At 48.0% G+C, this 18,327-nt stretch carries 11 protein-coding genes; all 11 read right to left on the bottom strand.

Annotation, left to right across the window (positions count from 1 at the left end):
• Positions 1 to 32: 32 nt before the first annotated feature.
• The 11 genes from ACN6MW_RS16510 to ACN6MW_RS16460 all read right to left on the bottom strand — a co-directional run bounded on the left by ACN6MW_RS16510 (position 33) and on the right by ACN6MW_RS16460 (position 18,306).
• Positions 33 to 461 carry a TlpA family protein disulfide reductase gene (locus tag ACN6MW_RS16510; RefSeq protein ID WP_419871187.1) on the bottom strand — a complete coding sequence of 143 codons (429 nt, stop codon included), beginning with the start codon at positions 459 to 461 and terminating at the stop codon, positions 33 to 35.
• Between the two features lie 18 nt (positions 462 to 479).
• Entirely contained in the window at positions 480 to 986 is a 507-nt protein-coding gene (locus ACN6MW_RS16505; protein WP_419871186.1) for a HEAT repeat domain-containing protein, read from the bottom strand.
• A 16-nt stretch (positions 987 to 1,002) separates the two neighbouring features.
• Positions 1,003 to 2,469: a sporulation killing factor system integral membrane protein gene (skfF, locus tag ACN6MW_RS16500; protein WP_419871185.1), complete on the bottom strand. Its 1,467-nt coding sequence runs from the start codon at positions 2,467 to 2,469 to the stop codon at positions 1,003 to 1,005.
• The gene (locus tag ACN6MW_RS16495; RefSeq protein ID WP_419871184.1) at positions 2,462 to 3,190 is read right to left on the bottom strand and encodes an ABC transporter ATP-binding protein; all 729 of its coding nucleotides are present in this window, start codon (positions 3,188 to 3,190) and stop codon (positions 2,462 to 2,464) included. The genes skfF and ACN6MW_RS16495 overlap by 8 nt, the downstream gene beginning before the upstream one ends.
• Positions 3,191 to 3,204: 14 nt before the next feature.
• Positions 3,205 to 4,713 carry a CPBP family intramembrane glutamic endopeptidase gene (locus tag ACN6MW_RS16490; RefSeq protein ID WP_419871183.1) on the bottom strand — a complete coding sequence of 503 codons (1,509 nt, stop codon included), beginning with the start codon at positions 4,711 to 4,713 and terminating at the stop codon, positions 3,205 to 3,207.
• Between the two features lie 38 nt (positions 4,714 to 4,751).
• Positions 4,752 to 5,954: a sporulation killing factor system radical SAM maturase gene (gene skfB / locus ACN6MW_RS16485; protein ID WP_419871182.1), complete on the bottom strand. Its 1,203-nt coding sequence runs from the start codon at positions 5,952 to 5,954 to the stop codon at positions 4,752 to 4,754.
• Positions 5,955 to 6,048: 94 nt separating this feature from the next.
• Positions 6,049 to 6,237, bottom strand: a complete 189-nt coding sequence (gene skfA, locus ACN6MW_RS16480) for a sporulation killing factor (RefSeq protein WP_419871181.1) — start codon at positions 6,235 to 6,237, stop codon at positions 6,049 to 6,051.
• A 692-nt stretch (positions 6,238 to 6,929) separates the two neighbouring features.
• Positions 6,930 to 7,796, bottom strand: a complete 867-nt coding sequence (locus tag ACN6MW_RS16475) for a sulfurtransferase (RefSeq protein ID WP_419871180.1) — start codon at positions 7,794 to 7,796, stop codon at positions 6,930 to 6,932.
• A 30-nt stretch (positions 7,797 to 7,826) separates the two neighbouring features.
• Positions 7,827 to 8,690 (bottom strand): alpha/beta hydrolase family protein, encoded by an 864-nt coding sequence (locus tag ACN6MW_RS16470; RefSeq protein ID WP_419871179.1) that lies wholly within the window; start codon positions 8,688 to 8,690, stop codon positions 7,827 to 7,829.
• Positions 8,691 to 8,821: 131 nt separating this feature from the next.
• Positions 8,822 to 10,060, bottom strand: coding sequence for a molybdopterin-dependent oxidoreductase (locus ACN6MW_RS16465; RefSeq protein ID WP_419871178.1), 1,239 nt, complete (start codon positions 10,058 to 10,060; stop codon positions 8,822 to 8,824).
• A 776-nt stretch (positions 10,061 to 10,836) separates the two neighbouring features.
• A complete protein-coding gene (locus ACN6MW_RS16460; RefSeq protein WP_419871177.1) occupies positions 10,837 to 18,306 on the bottom strand; it encodes an immunoglobulin-like domain-containing protein in 7,470 nt (2,489 codons plus the stop codon).
• Positions 18,307 to 18,327 lie beyond the last annotated feature (21 nt).

Below are 18,327 nucleotides of genomic sequence, written 5' to 3'. Positions count from 1 at the left end.
CAGTCTACATTATTAACTGTAACTTCAATTAATTAGCCGATACCTTGCAAAAATTCTTCAATGTTCTCATAGCCGATTTTGGAATTAACAAATTGACCTGCTTGATTATAGATATAAAAAGAGGGGAGAAATTTGCTTCCAAACCATAAAACCCATTTGTGATTATTATCTAACAGCAACGAATCACTGATGCCTAGTTTATTAGCTTCATCCTGAACATACGATACATCAAGATCATGATCTCCCATAGGGACATGTATAGATAACAAATGAAAGCTCTGTATGTTTTCTCGATGAAAGTTTATAACATGAGGAATAACCTCCTTACAGTAACCACAGCTTATTGACCATAAATACACGAACAAAAAATTTTTCTGCAGCAATTCTTCCCTCTTCCGGCTGGAGCCTAGCCAGCTTTCTTCTCCGTTTATATTCGGAAAACTTGCTATAGCAGTATCCATTATCAAGCACTCCCCATACTATTGTTGAAGTCGATTGCCTACTATTTTGCCTATTGCTTCTTCAGCTGCAAAAACTTCAATCGGGCTATCTGGCTGGTTACGTTTATTCCTTAATATCTCAAGCGCCTTATCACTGATCTGTGACGGATCAAGGAAAGACATGGACCACGCAGCCCAAAAACATGCCGTATTATCATTTGAAGCAAGTATTCGCAGCAAATGGGGGATGCTTGAACTGCCGATTCTGGTTAAGGTCAGAGCGGAAGCCATTCTAAGCTGCTCAAAATCCTCCAACATAAGAGTCGCCACCTGTGATGAAGACTCAGCTGCCGCTTCCCCCATCTCACCAAGAACAACCACAATCATAGTACGTACAGACATATCAGACACTCTCAGCTGTTCGATTAAGGCAGGCAAGATTTGTATACCCTGATTTTTCAAAGCTTGTATCGCTGCAAACGCTTCTTGCGTATTTGAACTTCCTAGTTTCGCTAAATTAGCATCAAACGGTTTTAAATCAGACAATTCATGCTCCCCCTTGCTACGAATTAAATTTTTTAATGCTTATCCCGCCATATGCAGCTCCAATTAAAAACAAAGCGATCATATAAGAAGCAAAAAACCATGGTATAAGCAGTTGAATAATATAGGCTGCGAAATAAGCAATAACACTAATTCCAGCACCGTGAATAAACAATGTTCTGTAATACCGGGTTACAGGCAAGTCAGAATGATGAATATATGTCCATACAAAAAATCCTATACGCATACATACCATAATAAAAAATATAAGCGGCAACCAAATAAGAAGCTGTAACTGTTCATATACCTCGTTTGATCGCAGCCACAGACCCATGCATGAATACAGCAATACGGTGACGAACGGAGGCAGTAAATCCATAGCTTCCAGCAATATAACTTTGCCCATCTTTTTCCCTGGATGAAGAAAGAGGTCGCCTGTCTGTGTATGTCGAACCAGTCCCGAGAAATAAGCACCAAGTACCGCCGAAACAAGTACAAAACCGTTTAATAACCAAAACCATGATGGATACCATTGAAGGATAATTATAGCCAATGCTGCACCCAAAGCAAATTGCCACAGAAGTGAATAGCGATGCTTGCGCCATAGCAGCCACTCAAACCATACGAACGAATAGATGCCTGTCAAGGCTTTACCACCCCAATAACTGGGATGCTCCGAGCCTTTCACACTGGTAACCAATGAACCAAAACTATTGAAAGAAGACCAAAAGTCTGCTTCTCTGGTCAATTTCTCTTTCAGATCCAGATGCTTTGAAGCTATACGTATAACTAAAATAGAGGCACCAAACAAGGCCACAATCATTATAAATCCAACATAGCTAAGTTGTCCAAACAGCAAGGCACCGAAATGATGCGCAATTTTTTGCACAAAACCAACATAGACAGAAGAAGTATATACTCCCGCATGAATAAAATATAAGGTTAACGCTGTTGCGCATAATCCTGCGACACTACTGACTCCTAATATAACAGTAATACGCCATTTCCCTCGTGAAGTTGAGGCTGCAAACAGCCAAATCTCCAGTAAACTAACCACACATAAACTAATAATTGCTTTACCGAATAGTTGCTCATAGGTAAATCCCATTAGCCATCTGATTAAATCTGCCAATAACGCAGAGCCCACCCAAAAGCCTGACCTCAGAAATAACTGGCATCCAATACAGACCCACACTAGATAATTCATTGAAACCGGAAGTGTATAAAGCCACATAACATCTTCCATTCGTGAAGGAAGACGATTGGATACAAGACCAAACAAAACAAAGATACAAAATAAACTTAAAACAATCCATCCGGCTGTCTGAGTATACGATTCTTCAGGCTTTGAAATTATATTCATTTGCAATAAGGTGAGCGCGGAAAGAATAAACAGTAGAAATATAATGGGCCATTTATAACCTTTATCTCTTTGAAACCATTGCCTATTGCTATTCCTGAAAAAGTGGGCTGCCAAATTAATCATGCTCTTGACTGCCTCCTAGCTCTTTTATTACTTCTTGTCGCCATGCACCTTTCTCCGACTCGTCAATCGGTATCCCCTTCTCACTGATGAGTTTTCCCTTCTTGATAAGTATAATTCTCTGAGCCGTCTCCATTACAAACTCCAGGCTGTGCGAAGAAATAATAATACCTTTGTTTCTATCACTATTTTTTTTCAACCATTCAGCCAGCCATTCCTTTGATGGAATATCAAGACCAACTGTCGGCTCGTCAAATAAATATAAATCTGCTTCCTGAATAATCGCCGCCGCGAGCATAACCCGCTGTTTCTGTCCTCTGGATAAATGGCCTGCAGGACGATCGGCATACTGCTCCAGATTAACTTCTTGCAAGGCATACATTACTTTATCTTTGAGTTCATGCTTTGAGACCCGGAATGCCTTGGCTTTAAACTGTAAGTGTTCTGCGACGGTTAACATCGGATACAATGACGGACTGTCAGGAATGAAGGAAACCATTCCTCTTACCTGATTTTCTTCTATTCCATGACCGTCAATGTGAATAGATCCATGCTGCGTTTTGTATAAGCCTGCGATACAACGCAAAGTGGTTGTTTTCCCAGCTCCATTAGCCCCTAAGAAACCTACGATTTCTCCACGTTTGATAGAGAACCCAATATCGTCGACCCCTTCGCCGTTGGGGTATTGTTTAACCAAGTTTTGTACATGAAGTAGCTGTTTCATACCATTTCTCCCCATTATTCTGAAAGATTTTTTACTAATTCAGAATGATGTATTGCTTGATTATTTCTATTTAATTGAAGTTTATAATTGAGTAATGGCATAAATAGCAATGTGAAGTTATGTAAGAAGTGAGCTATAATTACGGTTAGAAAACCAAATGTTAAAAATGCATAGCCTAAAATTAAACCGAATATAACCAACTGGGACCATCGAATCCAGCCGGGATTGTAACCGCTCCCTTGATGCAGGAAGGCCCATAATAACGAAGTAATAATAACGGCTACGAATTCATTATGGAAAAACCATAAAATAGTAGATATGCCGAGTAGACGGAAAATGGTTTCTTCTAAAATTGAACTTTGGATACTGATGCTTACGCATTGTTTGAGTCTAAATCCTGAAAGAAAGATGGAACGGTCGGATAGCTCAGGCGAAATTCTCACTGCACCGCGGGATTCGAGAACCTTAAATATAAATGCAAACGCACCTAACGTAACCATCGCCAAACTAATTCCTGCCCCAATTTGGAAAGAAGTATTGTTATACAGCACTAACGACTGCTTAATCGCGAGTTTGAACCCTGCCAATGAAGCAATAAAGGCCATGCTTCCATACGCTACACTCGCCATAAGTGCTGATAGAATCCCAATGAGATAAACCGATTTAACCGACAAGCGAGAATCAAAAGCGTTAACAATACTCATTGAAATATCGTCAACTGCAGTTAATAGAACTGCTGTAACAATGACGAACGCTATACATAGACTCATCATCGTTTGGTTTGCCCCATCTATATAAATAAGAAGAAGAACACCAGCTATTGTCGAAAGAAACGAACCCACAAAGCCCGATAAATTAAGGGCAGAGTCTCGAAATTCTTGACGAACAACTTGACCCATCGTTGAAGTAAGAATCTCCGATTCGCTTAAAATTCGGACTACTCGATTATCTTGAGTTTGTACAGATAGCTTCATTCTGATTTCATCCGACTCTACAATATACCAATAAGTAATAATGTCAGAGAAATCTTCTTCTCGTTTACCTTCTCCTGTCACTTTTGCAGCACTCCAAAGCCCCCCTTGATCCCAAGTAAGAGTCTCCTTAATTTCTTGTGCTGATCTTTTAGAAATTTCATTAAGTGGGGATAATCCTCTTATCGCGCCTGCATCTACATGCAGAAAAGTTATTTCCCCTTTTGCATTTATGCCGACTACAGCCGATTTCCCACTTTTTACAAACCTAATTCTCCACGATTCTACCAATCCCCACTCAAATAAAATGGCTCTTAGACGGTTAAGCATGTTTAACTGATGTAATCGGTTGACAGTCTCCCTATCATTCCAGTACATACCATATGTCTTCCATCCTGAAACATCAATTCCGCATAAGTTTTTCAAATAATGGGCGGCTGTTGCAATCGCTTGTTCCTTCGGCAGCAATATGGACGGATAAGATTGCGGTCTATTTGCAATAAATAAAAAAAATCCGATGATTGCTGCGGCACATAAAATGATGATATCCAAAACAAGCACCCTCCTAGTACTGTAACTCATTCAGTAAATCAAATAAAAGGCAGATCGGCATTTTTAGGCAGCATAACTTTCCCTATGCATTTGCAAGATTTAGCTTCTTTTCGAGCACGTAACATCCTCTCTGGTGAACCCATATCTTGGAAAGAATCTTTTAGTATATGACCAATGCTTGCTTCCTCTATCTGACAAGGAGTAACCAGGCCATCTGCCCGAATGTACCAAGATAAATATCCAGGCGTACAAAAATCATTGCATCCGTCGTTCCCTTCATTATTCCAATCCGTAATTAATAGTTGATCTCCCCAAAGGCTTATCGCTTCCTTCAATTTGCTATCCACAAACAGGTACTGCTCATCGCTTAATGCAAAGTAATTATGATCAGCCCTGCCGACAGGCAAAGTAATACCCGCTCTGAATGCTCTAGCTCCAGCAACAGCAGCATCTTTTATAACTATGTCAATATCTGCATAGTTTACCGGGTTAACTGTCATTGCAATTAAACATGCCACACCTTTGGACGCTAATTTATGAACGGAGTTCATAGATTCCATATAAGCTCCCTTCTTACCACGCAGCTCGTCATGCGTATGAGCAGAACCATCAACACTCACCTGAACAAATATATTACCAAGTGCATTAATAAGCTCAATTTCATCATCTCGCCAGTATAATCCGTTACTAAATAGGTGCACATTAGTAAATAAAGAACTTGCTGCCGTAACAATTCGCTTGAATCCTTTGGCAAGTCTAGCCTCACCGCCAGTCAGAGTAACATCTGTTACTCCATGGGCTGCAAGCCTTTGCAAAATCTCAAGCCAGTCCTCTACATCTAGCTCATGATCGAGAGGTTTGCCCGAGCTGGCATAGCAAAAAGAACAAAACAAATTGCAACCGTTAGTAATCTGCAACGTACAACTTATAGGCAAATAAGATTTAGTTGATCCCGTTAATCGGAGTTTATCTAATACTCCTTCCTTCCAACTTTGAGTAAGAGGGTGCATATCTAAATCTTGAATTAACTGCTCCTCTGAGTATGGAATTTCGTTCAAATTACTCCAAATTATAGCTGTCTTTTTCAAAGATTTTGTTTTCGATAGTAATAATGCCAATTGAACAGCAACTCCACTTAGCCGAAAATAATACATACTATTTCGCTCTACAAGCATTACTCCATCGGGTTGCAAATGAAGAAAATAATCAGGACTTAAGCTTACGGCCGACACGCTGCTCATTATAGGGTTACCCTCCTGTTTTAACTATTAAGATAAGGAGACTGTAAATGAAGAAACGAGAGTTTGAACTCCCGTCTCTTCATTTATTTCATACCTATATCGCCAAATTGATAGGCGTCGGTGGCAGGCAAGCTCGTGTCAATGAAATACTTTTGGCTCCCCAGCATGCTGCACATCCGATAGACTTCACAAGAGAAGTCCCTGCTGGTTTATCCAGCCCACTCGAAACAGATGATTCCCAAGTACCGTTTTCATTCGTTTTGTTTACCTTCAATTCATTCATCTCCCTTTTTTTGATCTACTCCCTAGTCTGTGCTTGATACTTACTTGGCCCTTCTACATAAGAGCTAAATCCACCAAGCACTGATTTGGTTTCAACTTCAAATTTTGATACTATGCAATTATTACCGTAAGTACCACGAAATGTAAATTGGTGTTTTCCGAAAGAGAGTTTGCGGTACGCAAAAACCGATTCTTAGTTCTACTCAAAGCAGGCCGGCAAGTATCGTTTGGATGGAATGCAGAGCTTTAACTCACTCATCGATCCCCAAGATTTTATTGCGTACCAATTCCTTCCTTTAAAGTCTCTTCATCCATATCCGTACTGAGCATTTGCAGATCTGACTTGCACTACGCTAACCCTGAAGCATCATCGTTGATTTTACGTTGATTACGTATTTTCATATATATGACTTGTTGACTTGGTTGTGTCATAAGTGTCTCTAACAAACACTGCACATCATCTATATCCAACCTAGTACAGAACTTGTCCAAATGCAAAATTTTTCGGCCGCTGTTTTGTCTCTATTGTGGGCTGTACAATATATTGCGAAGCAAACGAGCTTTCACTCGCTTCAAAGTCCCGAGAAATTACTTTCAGAGAGTGAGTGTTGAATCCTTGTTGATTTTGACCAAAAAAATACACCGCCCAAGGCACTTGGCCCACATGGCGATGTATTCAAATCTTACATACTACTATTCGTCTTTCTGTTCTTCTTCGTATCCGGTGGCAATGGGATTCTCAGGTCTGGAACTCCAATCACTCCAACTCCCCGCATAAAGCTTCACATTGTGGAACCCCGCTTCCTGCAATGCGAAAACATTCGGCGTAGCTGTCACGCCTGAGCCGCAGTAGACGATGATTTCGTCGTCCTGCGACAACCCTGCAAAGCGCTCCGCTTGCTCTTCGGGCGATTTCCAGCTGCCGTCGGCGCGTTTGCCCTCGTTCCAGAAGCGGTTGATCGCGCCTGGAATATGTCCGGCCGCCGGATCGAGCGGCTCGACCTCGCCGCGGTAGCGCGGGGCTTCTCTGGAGTCAATCAGCACAGTGCCGGCTTTTCCGATTCTTGCTTTAACCTCATCCCGGCTAACCAGCATATCCTCCCGAACGGCAGGCGTGAAGGTTACTCCCTCCGCTGGGGCAGGCACTTCTGTGCTGACCGGCTTGCCAGCCGCTTGCCAGCCGGCAAAGCCGCCTTCCAGCAGGTAGACTTGTCCATCATGCCCAAGCCATTGCAGCAGCCATCGCAAACGCGAAGCCATCGCGCCGCCTTGATCATCATAGGCGATTACCGTTGTCTGTTGACCGATGCCGATTCGCTCAAAAACAGCCGCCAGCGCCTGCGGCTCCGGCAGCGGGTGGCGCCCGCCTTCTCCATTCGGGCGTTTTGGCCCCGAGAGATCATGGCTTAAATCTACATAATAAGCACCTGGAATATGCGCTTCCGCATACGCTCTTTTGCCCGCTTCCGTATCGTTTAACGCATAACGGGCATCGACGATCACCGTGCCTTCCTTGCTCAATTGCTCCAATACCCAATCCGCTTTTTGATAATAAGTCATAATACTTAGCTCCCCTAACATTTTATATTATTAATTACGATTTGATTGCCGCTCCAGCAGCGGAGCGAAGAAAGCTCCGGTAATCGCAATTGCCCGCTCCAGATCATCCGTCGTTCCCGCAAAAGGATGCACCGTCCCGAAGGTATGCGTCGCTCCTTCCAACGTCGCAAAGCGATGATGAGGCGCAGCCTCCTTCAAGGTGCGGAACCCCGCAAGTAGCCGCTCTGAATCCTGCAGCCCTTGAATGAACAGCACCGGCGTCTTCAGCGACGCGGCTCGAGCCGTAATGTCGAAGCGCTCCCGATTGCGGTCCAAGTCTTCAAAAAATACAGCATTAATCGGCATCTGCTGCTTCGTTCGGGCATTGGCGACATAGCCTACGCCATCCTGCAAAACCTGCTCGCGGAACTCCTCGCCGAACAGATTCACATTCGCTATGCCGTTCCATGACACGACACCGCGTATTTCGGGATGCTCCGATGCGAACAGCACGCTGTTTCCGCCGCCGCGGCTGTGCCCTGTCAAGAAAATTTGCTGCTTATCCAACCGCTCCGTTAGCGGTAAACGGCCTTCCAGCACGGCTGCAAATACGGCAGACAGATCCTTTTGCTCCTGCGAGTAGGTGTTCCGTCCGAATTTCTCCAGCTCGTCGAAGTCCTGCTCATTCACGCCGTTATGTGAGAAATTAAACGTAATGACGGCAAAATCCTGCTGCGCGAACCGCTCCGAAGCATAAGGGAAGAACCCCCAATCCTTGAACCCTTTGAAACCATGCGCAAAAAGGAGGACCGGCAAGCGTCCTCCCTCTTCCTTCACCCTAATATCGCCTTTGATAAAAACATCCGGTTCCAGCTCCAGCGTAAACGTCTGATGCAAAATGCTATTTTCACTCACCTGCAGCACCTTCCCCATCGCTATTTTTGATAAAATAAAGTCCATTCCGCTTTTTTGCCAAGTAGTTCTTATCATCATATCATTAATACAGAGTATGAAGGTAGGTTTACATATTATCCATCTAATGTTTGCTATACCCACGCATCGTTCGCATATCCGCGCGCTTCCCAATAGCCCACATGCTCGCCTTTAATCAGCTCGATCCGGTTCAACCATTTCACTGATTTGTAGGCGTACATTTTCGGTACGATAAGCCGGACGGGTCCGCCGAGATCGCTCGGAATCGGCTTGCCGTCATGCATTACCGCAACCATAACGTCATCCATATCCGCTTGTTCAAGCGTCAGCGTATCCGTATAGACGCCGTCCCCCGAATAAAGCTTCACGGTTTCCGCGCCAGACTGCACGCCCGCCATCTTAAGCAGCTCTTTGAGAGGTATGCCCTCCCAGGTATTTTTGTACACCGACCAGCCCGTCACGCAGTGAAAATCACTCACCTGAACTGTTCGCTTCAGCGCCACAAACTGCTTCCAATCCCATTTAAACGTCTTGTTTACAAGTCCGTCGATCGTGAATGACCAATCCGCATTTGTAAAAGAAGGAATCGGCGTTACCGTATAGACGCGGAATTGTCCGATTGCGCCTCCCCCGAGCGGCGGGGCAGAGGCTGGAAGCGGCTGCGGTGCAGGAAGCAGCCTATTCGTATCATTTTCGATGAGCTTATCGATGGCTTCGCTGCCGCCCACGCCTCCAAGCGAGGTGCCGAGCCATTTTAGAAAAGAAGGCCCAACCGTAACCGCGAGGCCGAGGCCAATCGCGCCGCGAATGAACGCCTTACGCGTATACACCGCCTGAGGCGCCGCTGGATGGATACCATCGGGTGCCTTCTGTTCGTTCTGAATTGTCCGCCGATTTGGCTCTTTCAGCCATTTGACCCGCGTGACGGAATGGTAAATGATATAAGGAAGACCGATCCACGTTAACAAATCATGAATGACTAACGCGACATTCGAAACGCTGGGCCCTACCGCCCTAAACTGCCACAAGAGCACGCCTGAGCCAAACCAGCCCAGCAATAGTCCAAGCACCACAAGCACGTTAAATCGTTGCCATGGCTTTTGCTTCAGCTGCTTCCAGTGCTTGCCCGCAAGCAGCAGATAGTAGACGACCGGCAAAATAGAGGCAATGCCGACAACAATATGGGCCCACTTGATCCAAACCCGGCCCTCGCCAAGGAAGCCGCGCCAGAAGCCGCCGATCAGGATAAGCCCGGTCAATGCCAAAATCACCACAATCCAGCCGTTCCAGGCATGAAGCGAAACGAGCTTTTTCCCATAGCCCTTGCGAAGCAGATCGATCAGTCCGCTCATTCAGGCAACCTCCCTTTTCTCCCATAGCTCATGTAACCCAAAACCGCTTCATTCACATTCAGCTCTCATGCACAAACAACGAAGGTAACCATATTCCCAGACATGCATTGGCGCTTCCATCACTCAACGCATACAACGCTCCAGCCTCTAACTCCAATAGATTCTTTTCTTCTATTATAGCGCCGATTGGACATAGATACGACTCCGATGCCCATCCACAAAGCAACCGTTCTTTCCTCACTCATCCCGTACAATTTCAGCAGCAAAATAAGGCTCAAAGCAAGCACACACCCCATTCCTGTTTCATACCGCTGCACAGCAGCAAGCATCGCTTACGGACCAATTTAGTTACTCCAATAACCATCCTCCATCCTCACAGATCTAGCAGCGAAGTTACGTTCTTTTCACACTAGCAGCTGAACTACCATAAGCTACGCTGCACTTTGTACAGCAGAAACAACGTTTGAGCCGGGTCGGACGATTTACAGTGCAGTTTGTGCAATAGAATGGGGCCTACCCACGACAATAGAATCTCTTTCGATTAAATCTATTGTATTTTCTGCAGCGCAGCCCTCTAATCGCTCCCCAAATCCCTTTTCTATTGCACAAACTGCAGCGTAAGCACCCTCGCACCAGCCATCCCCGACTCTCCCCCTATGAAAACAAACCCTGTTAAAGATGCCAATACATCTCTACCCACTACCACGTCAAAAACAAAAAAACAGATCATCCTCCGTTAAAGGATGATCTGCCCTCTGTCTTCTAAAGCCTCGAATTTAAAGCTTAAGCAGTTTAAAAATAACGGATGCAGCCTGCGCACGCGTGGTGTGCTGCTTTGGCTGGTAGCTTCCGTCGGTGAAGCCATTGATGAAGCCGGCCTCCTGCATCGCCCCTACCGCTTCAACCGCATAGGATGAAATCGCAGCTTGGTCCTTAAAGGCTTGCCCCGCAGCGCCTGCATTGCCGCCGTTAATGCCGGCAAGGTCCACAGCCCGGGAAAGCATGACCGCCATGTCCTCTCTCGTAATGGATTCGTTAACGCCAATGGAGCCGTCCGGTTTCCCTTTTACGATACCGAGCTTCTCTGCGGAGGCGACTGCCGCGTAATACCAAGCGCCTTCTTTCGCATCGCTGAAGCTGCTGCTTGCTTGGTCATCCAGGAGTCCAAGCGAGCTCACCAGCAGCTGGATAAATTCTGCTCTCGTTACCGCTCTGGCTGGTTCAAAAATACCCTCGCCAGTCCCGCGAACGATTTCTCTTGCAGCCAAGGCTTCAATCATCGTTTGCGCCCATGCCGCTTTTTGCAGATCGGTAAAGACCGCATTCGCATAACCTGCCGCATAACGGCTGAAGTGCTTCGGCTTAAAGCTGATCATGCCTGAGGCTGCATCGTACTGCACATGGCGTACAACCTCGAGCTTGCCGTCATCGCTAATGTAATAAACAACGATTTTATGGGCTTTCTCGCCTGGCTGGAGCGTATATTTCATCTCCACGGTAACTGGCTGGCTTGCATTGAAATCGCTGACTTTTTTGCCGTCTACGCTCAGAGTAAAGTCGAACACCGGATACCCTTCCACTTTTTTCTTCACGTTCTCTGGAAGCTTCGAAGTATCCACCCTGTTTACAGCCACTTCAACCCGCTGAGCGCCTGCCGTCAAAATGCCTGCCGCAGCTTCTATGCCAAAGGAAACCGTCACCTCACCCGCGGTCACTGCAACTTGAGTGATGCCTTGCGAGCCATTCAGCAGCTGTTGAACAGGAATGGTTACCTTTGCGCCGCCATTCGCGGTTCCAATGCTTGGTTGAACATTAATGCTCAGCGTAGCGGAGGTTGTTGTCTCCAATGCTTTCTTCAAGTCAGCCTCTGACACGCTGGCATTCAAAACGCCACTTGCATCTACCGTTGTTTTGACCAAAATACTGCCTTCGGCAACTTGAACCGAATCACCATTCGAGCCGGATCCGCCGTTGTTGCCCGGGTTCGTCGGCGTACCGGGATCCACCGGCTCTGCTGCTTTGGTTTTTACCTGTAATGCCGAAGAGAGGTCGGAAACTCCGGCACTGTTAGCCGCGGATACCTTGTAATAATACGTGGTGTCTGCGCGGAGTCCCGTATCGGTAAACGACGGGGCAACCAGCTCATCCACGTTGATTTTGACATACGCGCCATCCGCCGCATCCGAGCGATATACGCTGTACGTAACGGTCTGGCCAGTAGCCTCCTCCCACGCCAGCTTCACAGAAGTAATATCCGTCTCGACGGCCTGCAGTCCGCTCGGTACGCCTGCCGGAAGCTCCTTCGTCTTCACCGTAGCGCTCTCGGACAATGCCGATTCCAACGCGCCGTATACCGCCGAAACTTTGTAGTAGTATGACGTATTAGCAGCTAGGCTGGTATCGGTATACGCATTCGTCAAAATAGCATCATCATTCACTTTTACATAGGTTCCGTCTACTGTGCCGGAGCGATATACGTTATAGCTTGCTGCCTGGGCAATTTCTTTCCATGAAAGCGTCGCGGCGCTTTCCGTCACGCCACTGGCAGCTAGCTGCACCGGAGCGTTAATTTCATGTCCGTACACCTTGACTTCGCCAAGCTGCGGCGTGTACCAGTTATTTGGGTTGTTATGAAGCACCGCATCCACTAGCTGAACTCTAACATACCTTGCGGAACCCGTAAGGGCATCCGAAGTAAAGCCGTAACGCGTATTTTCCATCTGATCGAGCGCGACCGTATAATTTACGCCGTCCATGCTCGTTTCGACTTTGTATTTGTGGTAGGCCTCGGAGCCGTTGTACAGGAACCAGGAAATCTGGATACTGCTCAAGCTGTAGGCTTTGCCCAAATCGACCTGCCACCATTTTGGCCACGTATTATTTTCACCGACCCAGCTCGTCGTGTAATCGCCGTCGTTCGCGTATTGCGGACGATTCACGCCGCTCCAGTCCGTTGCGGTTGCAGGCTTGCCTGCGGATAGAAGCTGCCCATCGGTTATTGCAGCTACGATGCCTGTTGCAGGGTCTACCGTAATATGATCCGCATAGTCATAGGATGCCGTCGTTCCGCTGAAGCTGATCGGCAGCCAAACGCGCTTCGACAGCTTAAGGTCGGCAGGCTTCCATTGGTTCGACATCATAATATAAGAGGTCGTTTCCGTGCCTTGAATCGTCAGCACGCCTCCAGATTGTCCGCCAAACGTGGAAGCATTGCCGATTTTTTGCGGGTCTGTCCACGGACCTGTAATCGACGTTGCGGTTGAATATGTTCCTTGCGAAGGCCGCCAGCCTGCCGCTCCGGAGGAGAACAGGAAGTATACGCCGTCATGCTTCACCATGGCAGGCGCTTCGCGATGCTTGCCGGTATAGATTGTGATTGCTCCCGCGGATTCATCTACCGTTAAATAATCGCTGGAGAGCTTATACATTTTCAGATCCGAATTCGTATTCGTTGATGAGATCAAATAAGCCGATCCATCTTCGTCCACGAAGGTCGTAAGATCTCTGGAGTCATTACCGAGCGGACGGAAGCCGCCTTGGAACACGAAAGGTCCCGTCGGCGAATCCGATACGGCTGCCGCAACTCTTGCCACCGTATAATCCACTGCATTCTCGTAGTGGAACCAAGCGACGTATTTACCGGTAGATTGGTTATAAATGACGCTCATCGCTTCCAGCTTGCTCGACGCGAGCTCTTCATGCGATTCATCGCTCAGCAGCACCTGCTCCTGCAGCGTCCAGTTTTTGAAGTCATTCGATGTATAGACGATCATATCCGTGAAGCGGAAGCCGTCTCCCACCGTCGTATAGTAATACCAGGTATCCCCTACTTTAAGGTAGCTTCCGATCGGCATAACATGGCCTTCCGTATCGTACCAAATGTTGTTGCGGTTATCGAAAGTAATGGATGATGCCGGCACAACAAAGGTTTTGGCGCTGACTGCCTCCGACAGCTCGGAGCCGCCGCCAGCGTGAATCGCTTTTACCTTGTAATAGTACGTATTGCCAGAGGAAACGCCCAGATCCTCATAGGCGGCTGCTCTTCCGCTATACACCTGCGTGTATTCGCCGTCTAAGCGATCCGAACGATAAAGCGTATAAGAAGCTGCATTCGGCACCGCCTGCCAGCTAACATTGATGCTGGTTGATTCTGCCGATGATTGAACCGCCTCAGCCGTTAAGCCCTGCGGCGCTGCCAACGCCATATCCGAGGTAAAGATCTTCAGCTCATGCAAGCCCCTGTACCAGGTAACCAAGTTATTCGCGTTGTTCGTGTGACCGTATTGCCCAAGAATTGTCAGCTTCACATAACGGTATTTCCCAGTCAGCTGATGACTGTTGAAGGAAGGCGTCCGATTCGCGCTTTGATCGATTAGAACCGTATAGCTTTGATCATCATTGCTGCCCTCGATTTTGTAGGTGTAATAAACCTCTGAGCCATTCCACTCTCTCCAGCTCAAATCGATTCGGCTGAGATCATACTCCCGCTCCAAATCAACCCGCCATGTCGTTGGGAAGGAAGTGCTGCCGGAGTCAAAATAAGTATCATAATTGCCGTCGTTTGCAGCCGATGCCCCAAAACCTGAGGCCTGGGAGCTTGCTGCGACAGGTTTGCCTTGCGACACAAGCAAATCCTTAGGTGTCTCAAAATGTCCCGTAGCTGCATCCAAATCCCATTCGCCGGAATAGTTCAGCTCCGCTAATCCGTTATCCAATTGCAGCGGAAGCCAAATATATTGGGATTCCATTAGCGCGGTCGGTGTCCAGCGGTCTCCTACATAAACATAGGATGTCGTATCCGATCCGTACACGCTTACGATAAAGGAAGATTGCGTGTAATACGTTGCCGGGTCCCCGAACTTTTTCAATGGCGACCATGCGTTTTTATCAGCCAGATTCGTTGTTGTGGCGTACATGCCCTGATTCGGATACCAGCCCGATAGGCCGGAGGTGAACATGTAGTAGATTCCATCCTTCTTCACGATAGCCGGCGATTCGCGCTTTCCGCCCGGGAATGCCGTATACAAGAACTCATCGACATACAGATAGTCATCCGTAAGACGGAAAATATTCATATCGGCATTATTATTAGAAGAAGAGAATAGATAGGCCTGGCCGTCATCATCCTGAAATACGGTAAAGTCTCTCGACTGCATGCCTCCAGGCTGGAACCGGTTGACGTACGTATAGTCACCGTCGACGGTGTCGGATACCGCAACTACGACATTCGCTTGGTTATAGTTGCCGGACTCTTCCCAGTGTCCCCATAGGACGTACTTGCCTGTTTTTGCATTATAGAGCACCTTAGGCCGCTCGATCTTAGCGGATGCCAGCTCCGGATGGGCAGCGGGCGTCAGCACCGTGTTGCGGTACTCCCATGATTTCAAATCCTTTGAAGCATAGATCGATACACCTTTCAGCACCGCTGAATTATGGCCCTTATCCTCGCCGAACCAATAGTAGGTATCCTCGACCTTAATGATATGACCGCCGTGCGCTTGGATCATGCCGCCTTCGTCGTCATACCAGAATTCCCCGTTGCGGATGGTACCGCTGCTTGCATTATCATTCATGACCGTGACAGCTGCTTGCACGCGTGTGCTGGCGCCTTTAACGGTACCTGCTGCCGTAAAAGAGCCCGCTGCCGCATACTTAGCCGCGTCAATGGGATCCCATTCCACTTCTACGGTTGTATACAAATTGTTGGTGTAGTCGATCTTTACCTGCTCGGGAAGCCTTGGCGCGAAGCCAGCCTTCGTCGACACCTTCAGCACATCAAGCGTTCTTGGCGTGGACAAGCGGTTTACCAGCTCGCTCCACTCCGCTTCCGTAATCGTCTTGAAGCTGCCGGATATCGCCCCTGCCGGCAATGAAATGCTCGCCGCATCCTTCGCCCAGCCGCTAGTCCCGTTTGTGCTTGCGTAAAGCGACCAAGCGCCGTTCGCATACTCGTATTTGTACCATTTGTCTTCGGAAATGAGCTTGAAAATGTTTTGCGAAGCGATATCCGTTATTCCGGCATTGCTGCTGAGCTCCGTCCACGTTCTGCCGTTGCGGCTAACCGCATAATACAGCGTATCGACGCCCGACACGTTTCTCTTGAAAGCGAGCAAATAACCGGAGGACGCGTCCTGCTCCAAAATCGTCACAACAAACGCTTTGGTCTCCGAATGCGCGCCTCGCGAGATCGTTGCGGTCAGCGTCACATTCAGATCGCCCTCTCCCATAGCCGGGCGGCTGACCATGCCATCGGGTCTTAGATTCACCGGGTAATCGGATTCCCAGCTGATAACAGTCTGGTTCGCGCCGGCTTTCGGCAGCGCAAGCTTAGCCGTTACCGCATCGGCATTCGCAAGCTCGAGCGCCGCTTTATCAACCGCAACCGCGTCCTCATCCGACAGCTGTGCCAGAACCTGAACCGTGAACGTCTTCACATCGGTCGCATTGCCTCGTTTTATCGTGGCAGTCAGCACAACCTCCGCATCCGGTTCGCCGAGCACGGGACGGGTTACGACACCGCTCGATCTAACAACCGCTGCGTCAGCTGATTCCCAAGTGATTTTCGTCCCGCTTGCCCCTTGCGCAGGAAGCTTCAAATCCGACATGACCGCGCTTGTATCGCCCAGCGTCAATGCATCTTTATCGGCCGCAACCTTTGCGGTATCTTCCGAAGCCGTAAACAATGCGATCTCAGCAGGACCGAGACTGCGGTTGAAGACATAGAAATCATCAATCTTGGCATCCATATACGGATCCGCACTAAACATCGAGCGTCCGATATAGTTGAGCGTCGTGTTGCCGAGATCCTTTGGCCGGATCGTTACGTTGTTGTTGCGCGCAACCTCCGTGCCGTTTACATAAAGCGTCGCCGTACTGCCGGAAAGCGTAACCGCATAATGCACCCATTCATTCGCCGTCTGCTGTGCCGGGCTGACCGTTGCATACTGCTCGCTTCCGCCGTTTTTGAATACGAAGCGGCTTGCGTCGCCGTCCGTGCTTGCCGTTAAGAAAATATAATTATTCGTACCGAGTCCGATATCGAAGATACGTCCCCATTTCTTGAGCGTATCCTGCTTTACCCAAGCGGTAATGGTCATATCGTTTAATCCGTTCAAAATGCCGTTTGGCAGCGTAACATGATCGTTGACGCCGTCGAGATCGACTGCGCCGCCCGTTCGGCCGGCAGTCCAAGCCGTTCCGTTAACTAAATTGGCTTTGGCCTGGTTGCTGCTTGCGGCAAGCGGAGCTGCCGTTGTCCCGGAAGTCTCGTCAAATGGATAGGCCGCGATTATTCCCGGCAGCAAATCCGGCGATGCGGGCAATACCAAGACCGTCGTCACACTGATCGCGGGCGCGACCGCTTCATATTTATCCAGCTCCGAGGAAACCCGGTAATAATAAGTGACGCCTGAAGCAAGCCCCGTATCCGCAAAGGTCTTCGCCGTCCCGTTATATACCTGCGCGAAATTGGTATCCGGCTGCGTCGAGCGATAGACGCGGTAAGTCGATGCTCCTACCGTATTGTCCCACGTAATCGTGGCTGTCGTGGACGTTACGTCTACGGGCCGTACATTCGCGGGAGCCGCAGGCACGGGATTGGCAAGGCTCCGAAGCTGGACGTCATCCAGTCCCGACTTCTCCCATCTGGAACGGAAGCCCGCTTTGCCCGAGGACAAGGAGGCATCCGTCACCTGCGCAATCAGCTTATCGTCGACATACCCTTTAATGACGCCTCCTTCTACGACCAAGCGCATCGTATACCACTGGCCCGCCGTAACGGCGGCCGGATAGTCCAGAAGCGTTGTAACGGTTCCCCCTACTTTTTTGGAAAGGGAGAACTTGCCGTCCCCGAGTTGAAACAAGTAGTAGTTGTTCACATCCGTATAACGGGCCAATATGCCCGGAAAAGAACCGCCTGCTACCTTCTTAACCTTTGCCTCATAAATATAGTTGCTGCCTAAGCTGCTATCAATGGTAGCAATGGCTTCATCGCCGCTGCTTACGTTCAACATTTTGTTGCTGGCATTCGCGGGATCATTCGCCACGGTTAAGACGGACGTGTTGTTCAGCGTCCATCCCGTCGTATTTCCATCCTGGAAATCATCCTCGAATAACACGGCTGATGGCTGCGTAACCTGCGGTTCAGCGGAAGTCTCCTCCGCCGCAGAAGCATAAGCAGGCACTACGCTTGAAAATACGATTAAAAAGGCCAGCAGCATTCTCGATAGGGCCGATACGGATTTCATTATGCATGTTTCCTCCATTCA

This window comes from Pristimantibacillus sp. PTI5 (assembly GCF_048572955.1).
Classification (GTDB): Bacteria; Bacillota; Bacilli; order Paenibacillales; family Paenibacillaceae; genus Pristimantibacillus.
Note: the sequence above shows the minus strand (reverse complement) of the source record. Positions and strands in the feature narration are given on the sequence as shown.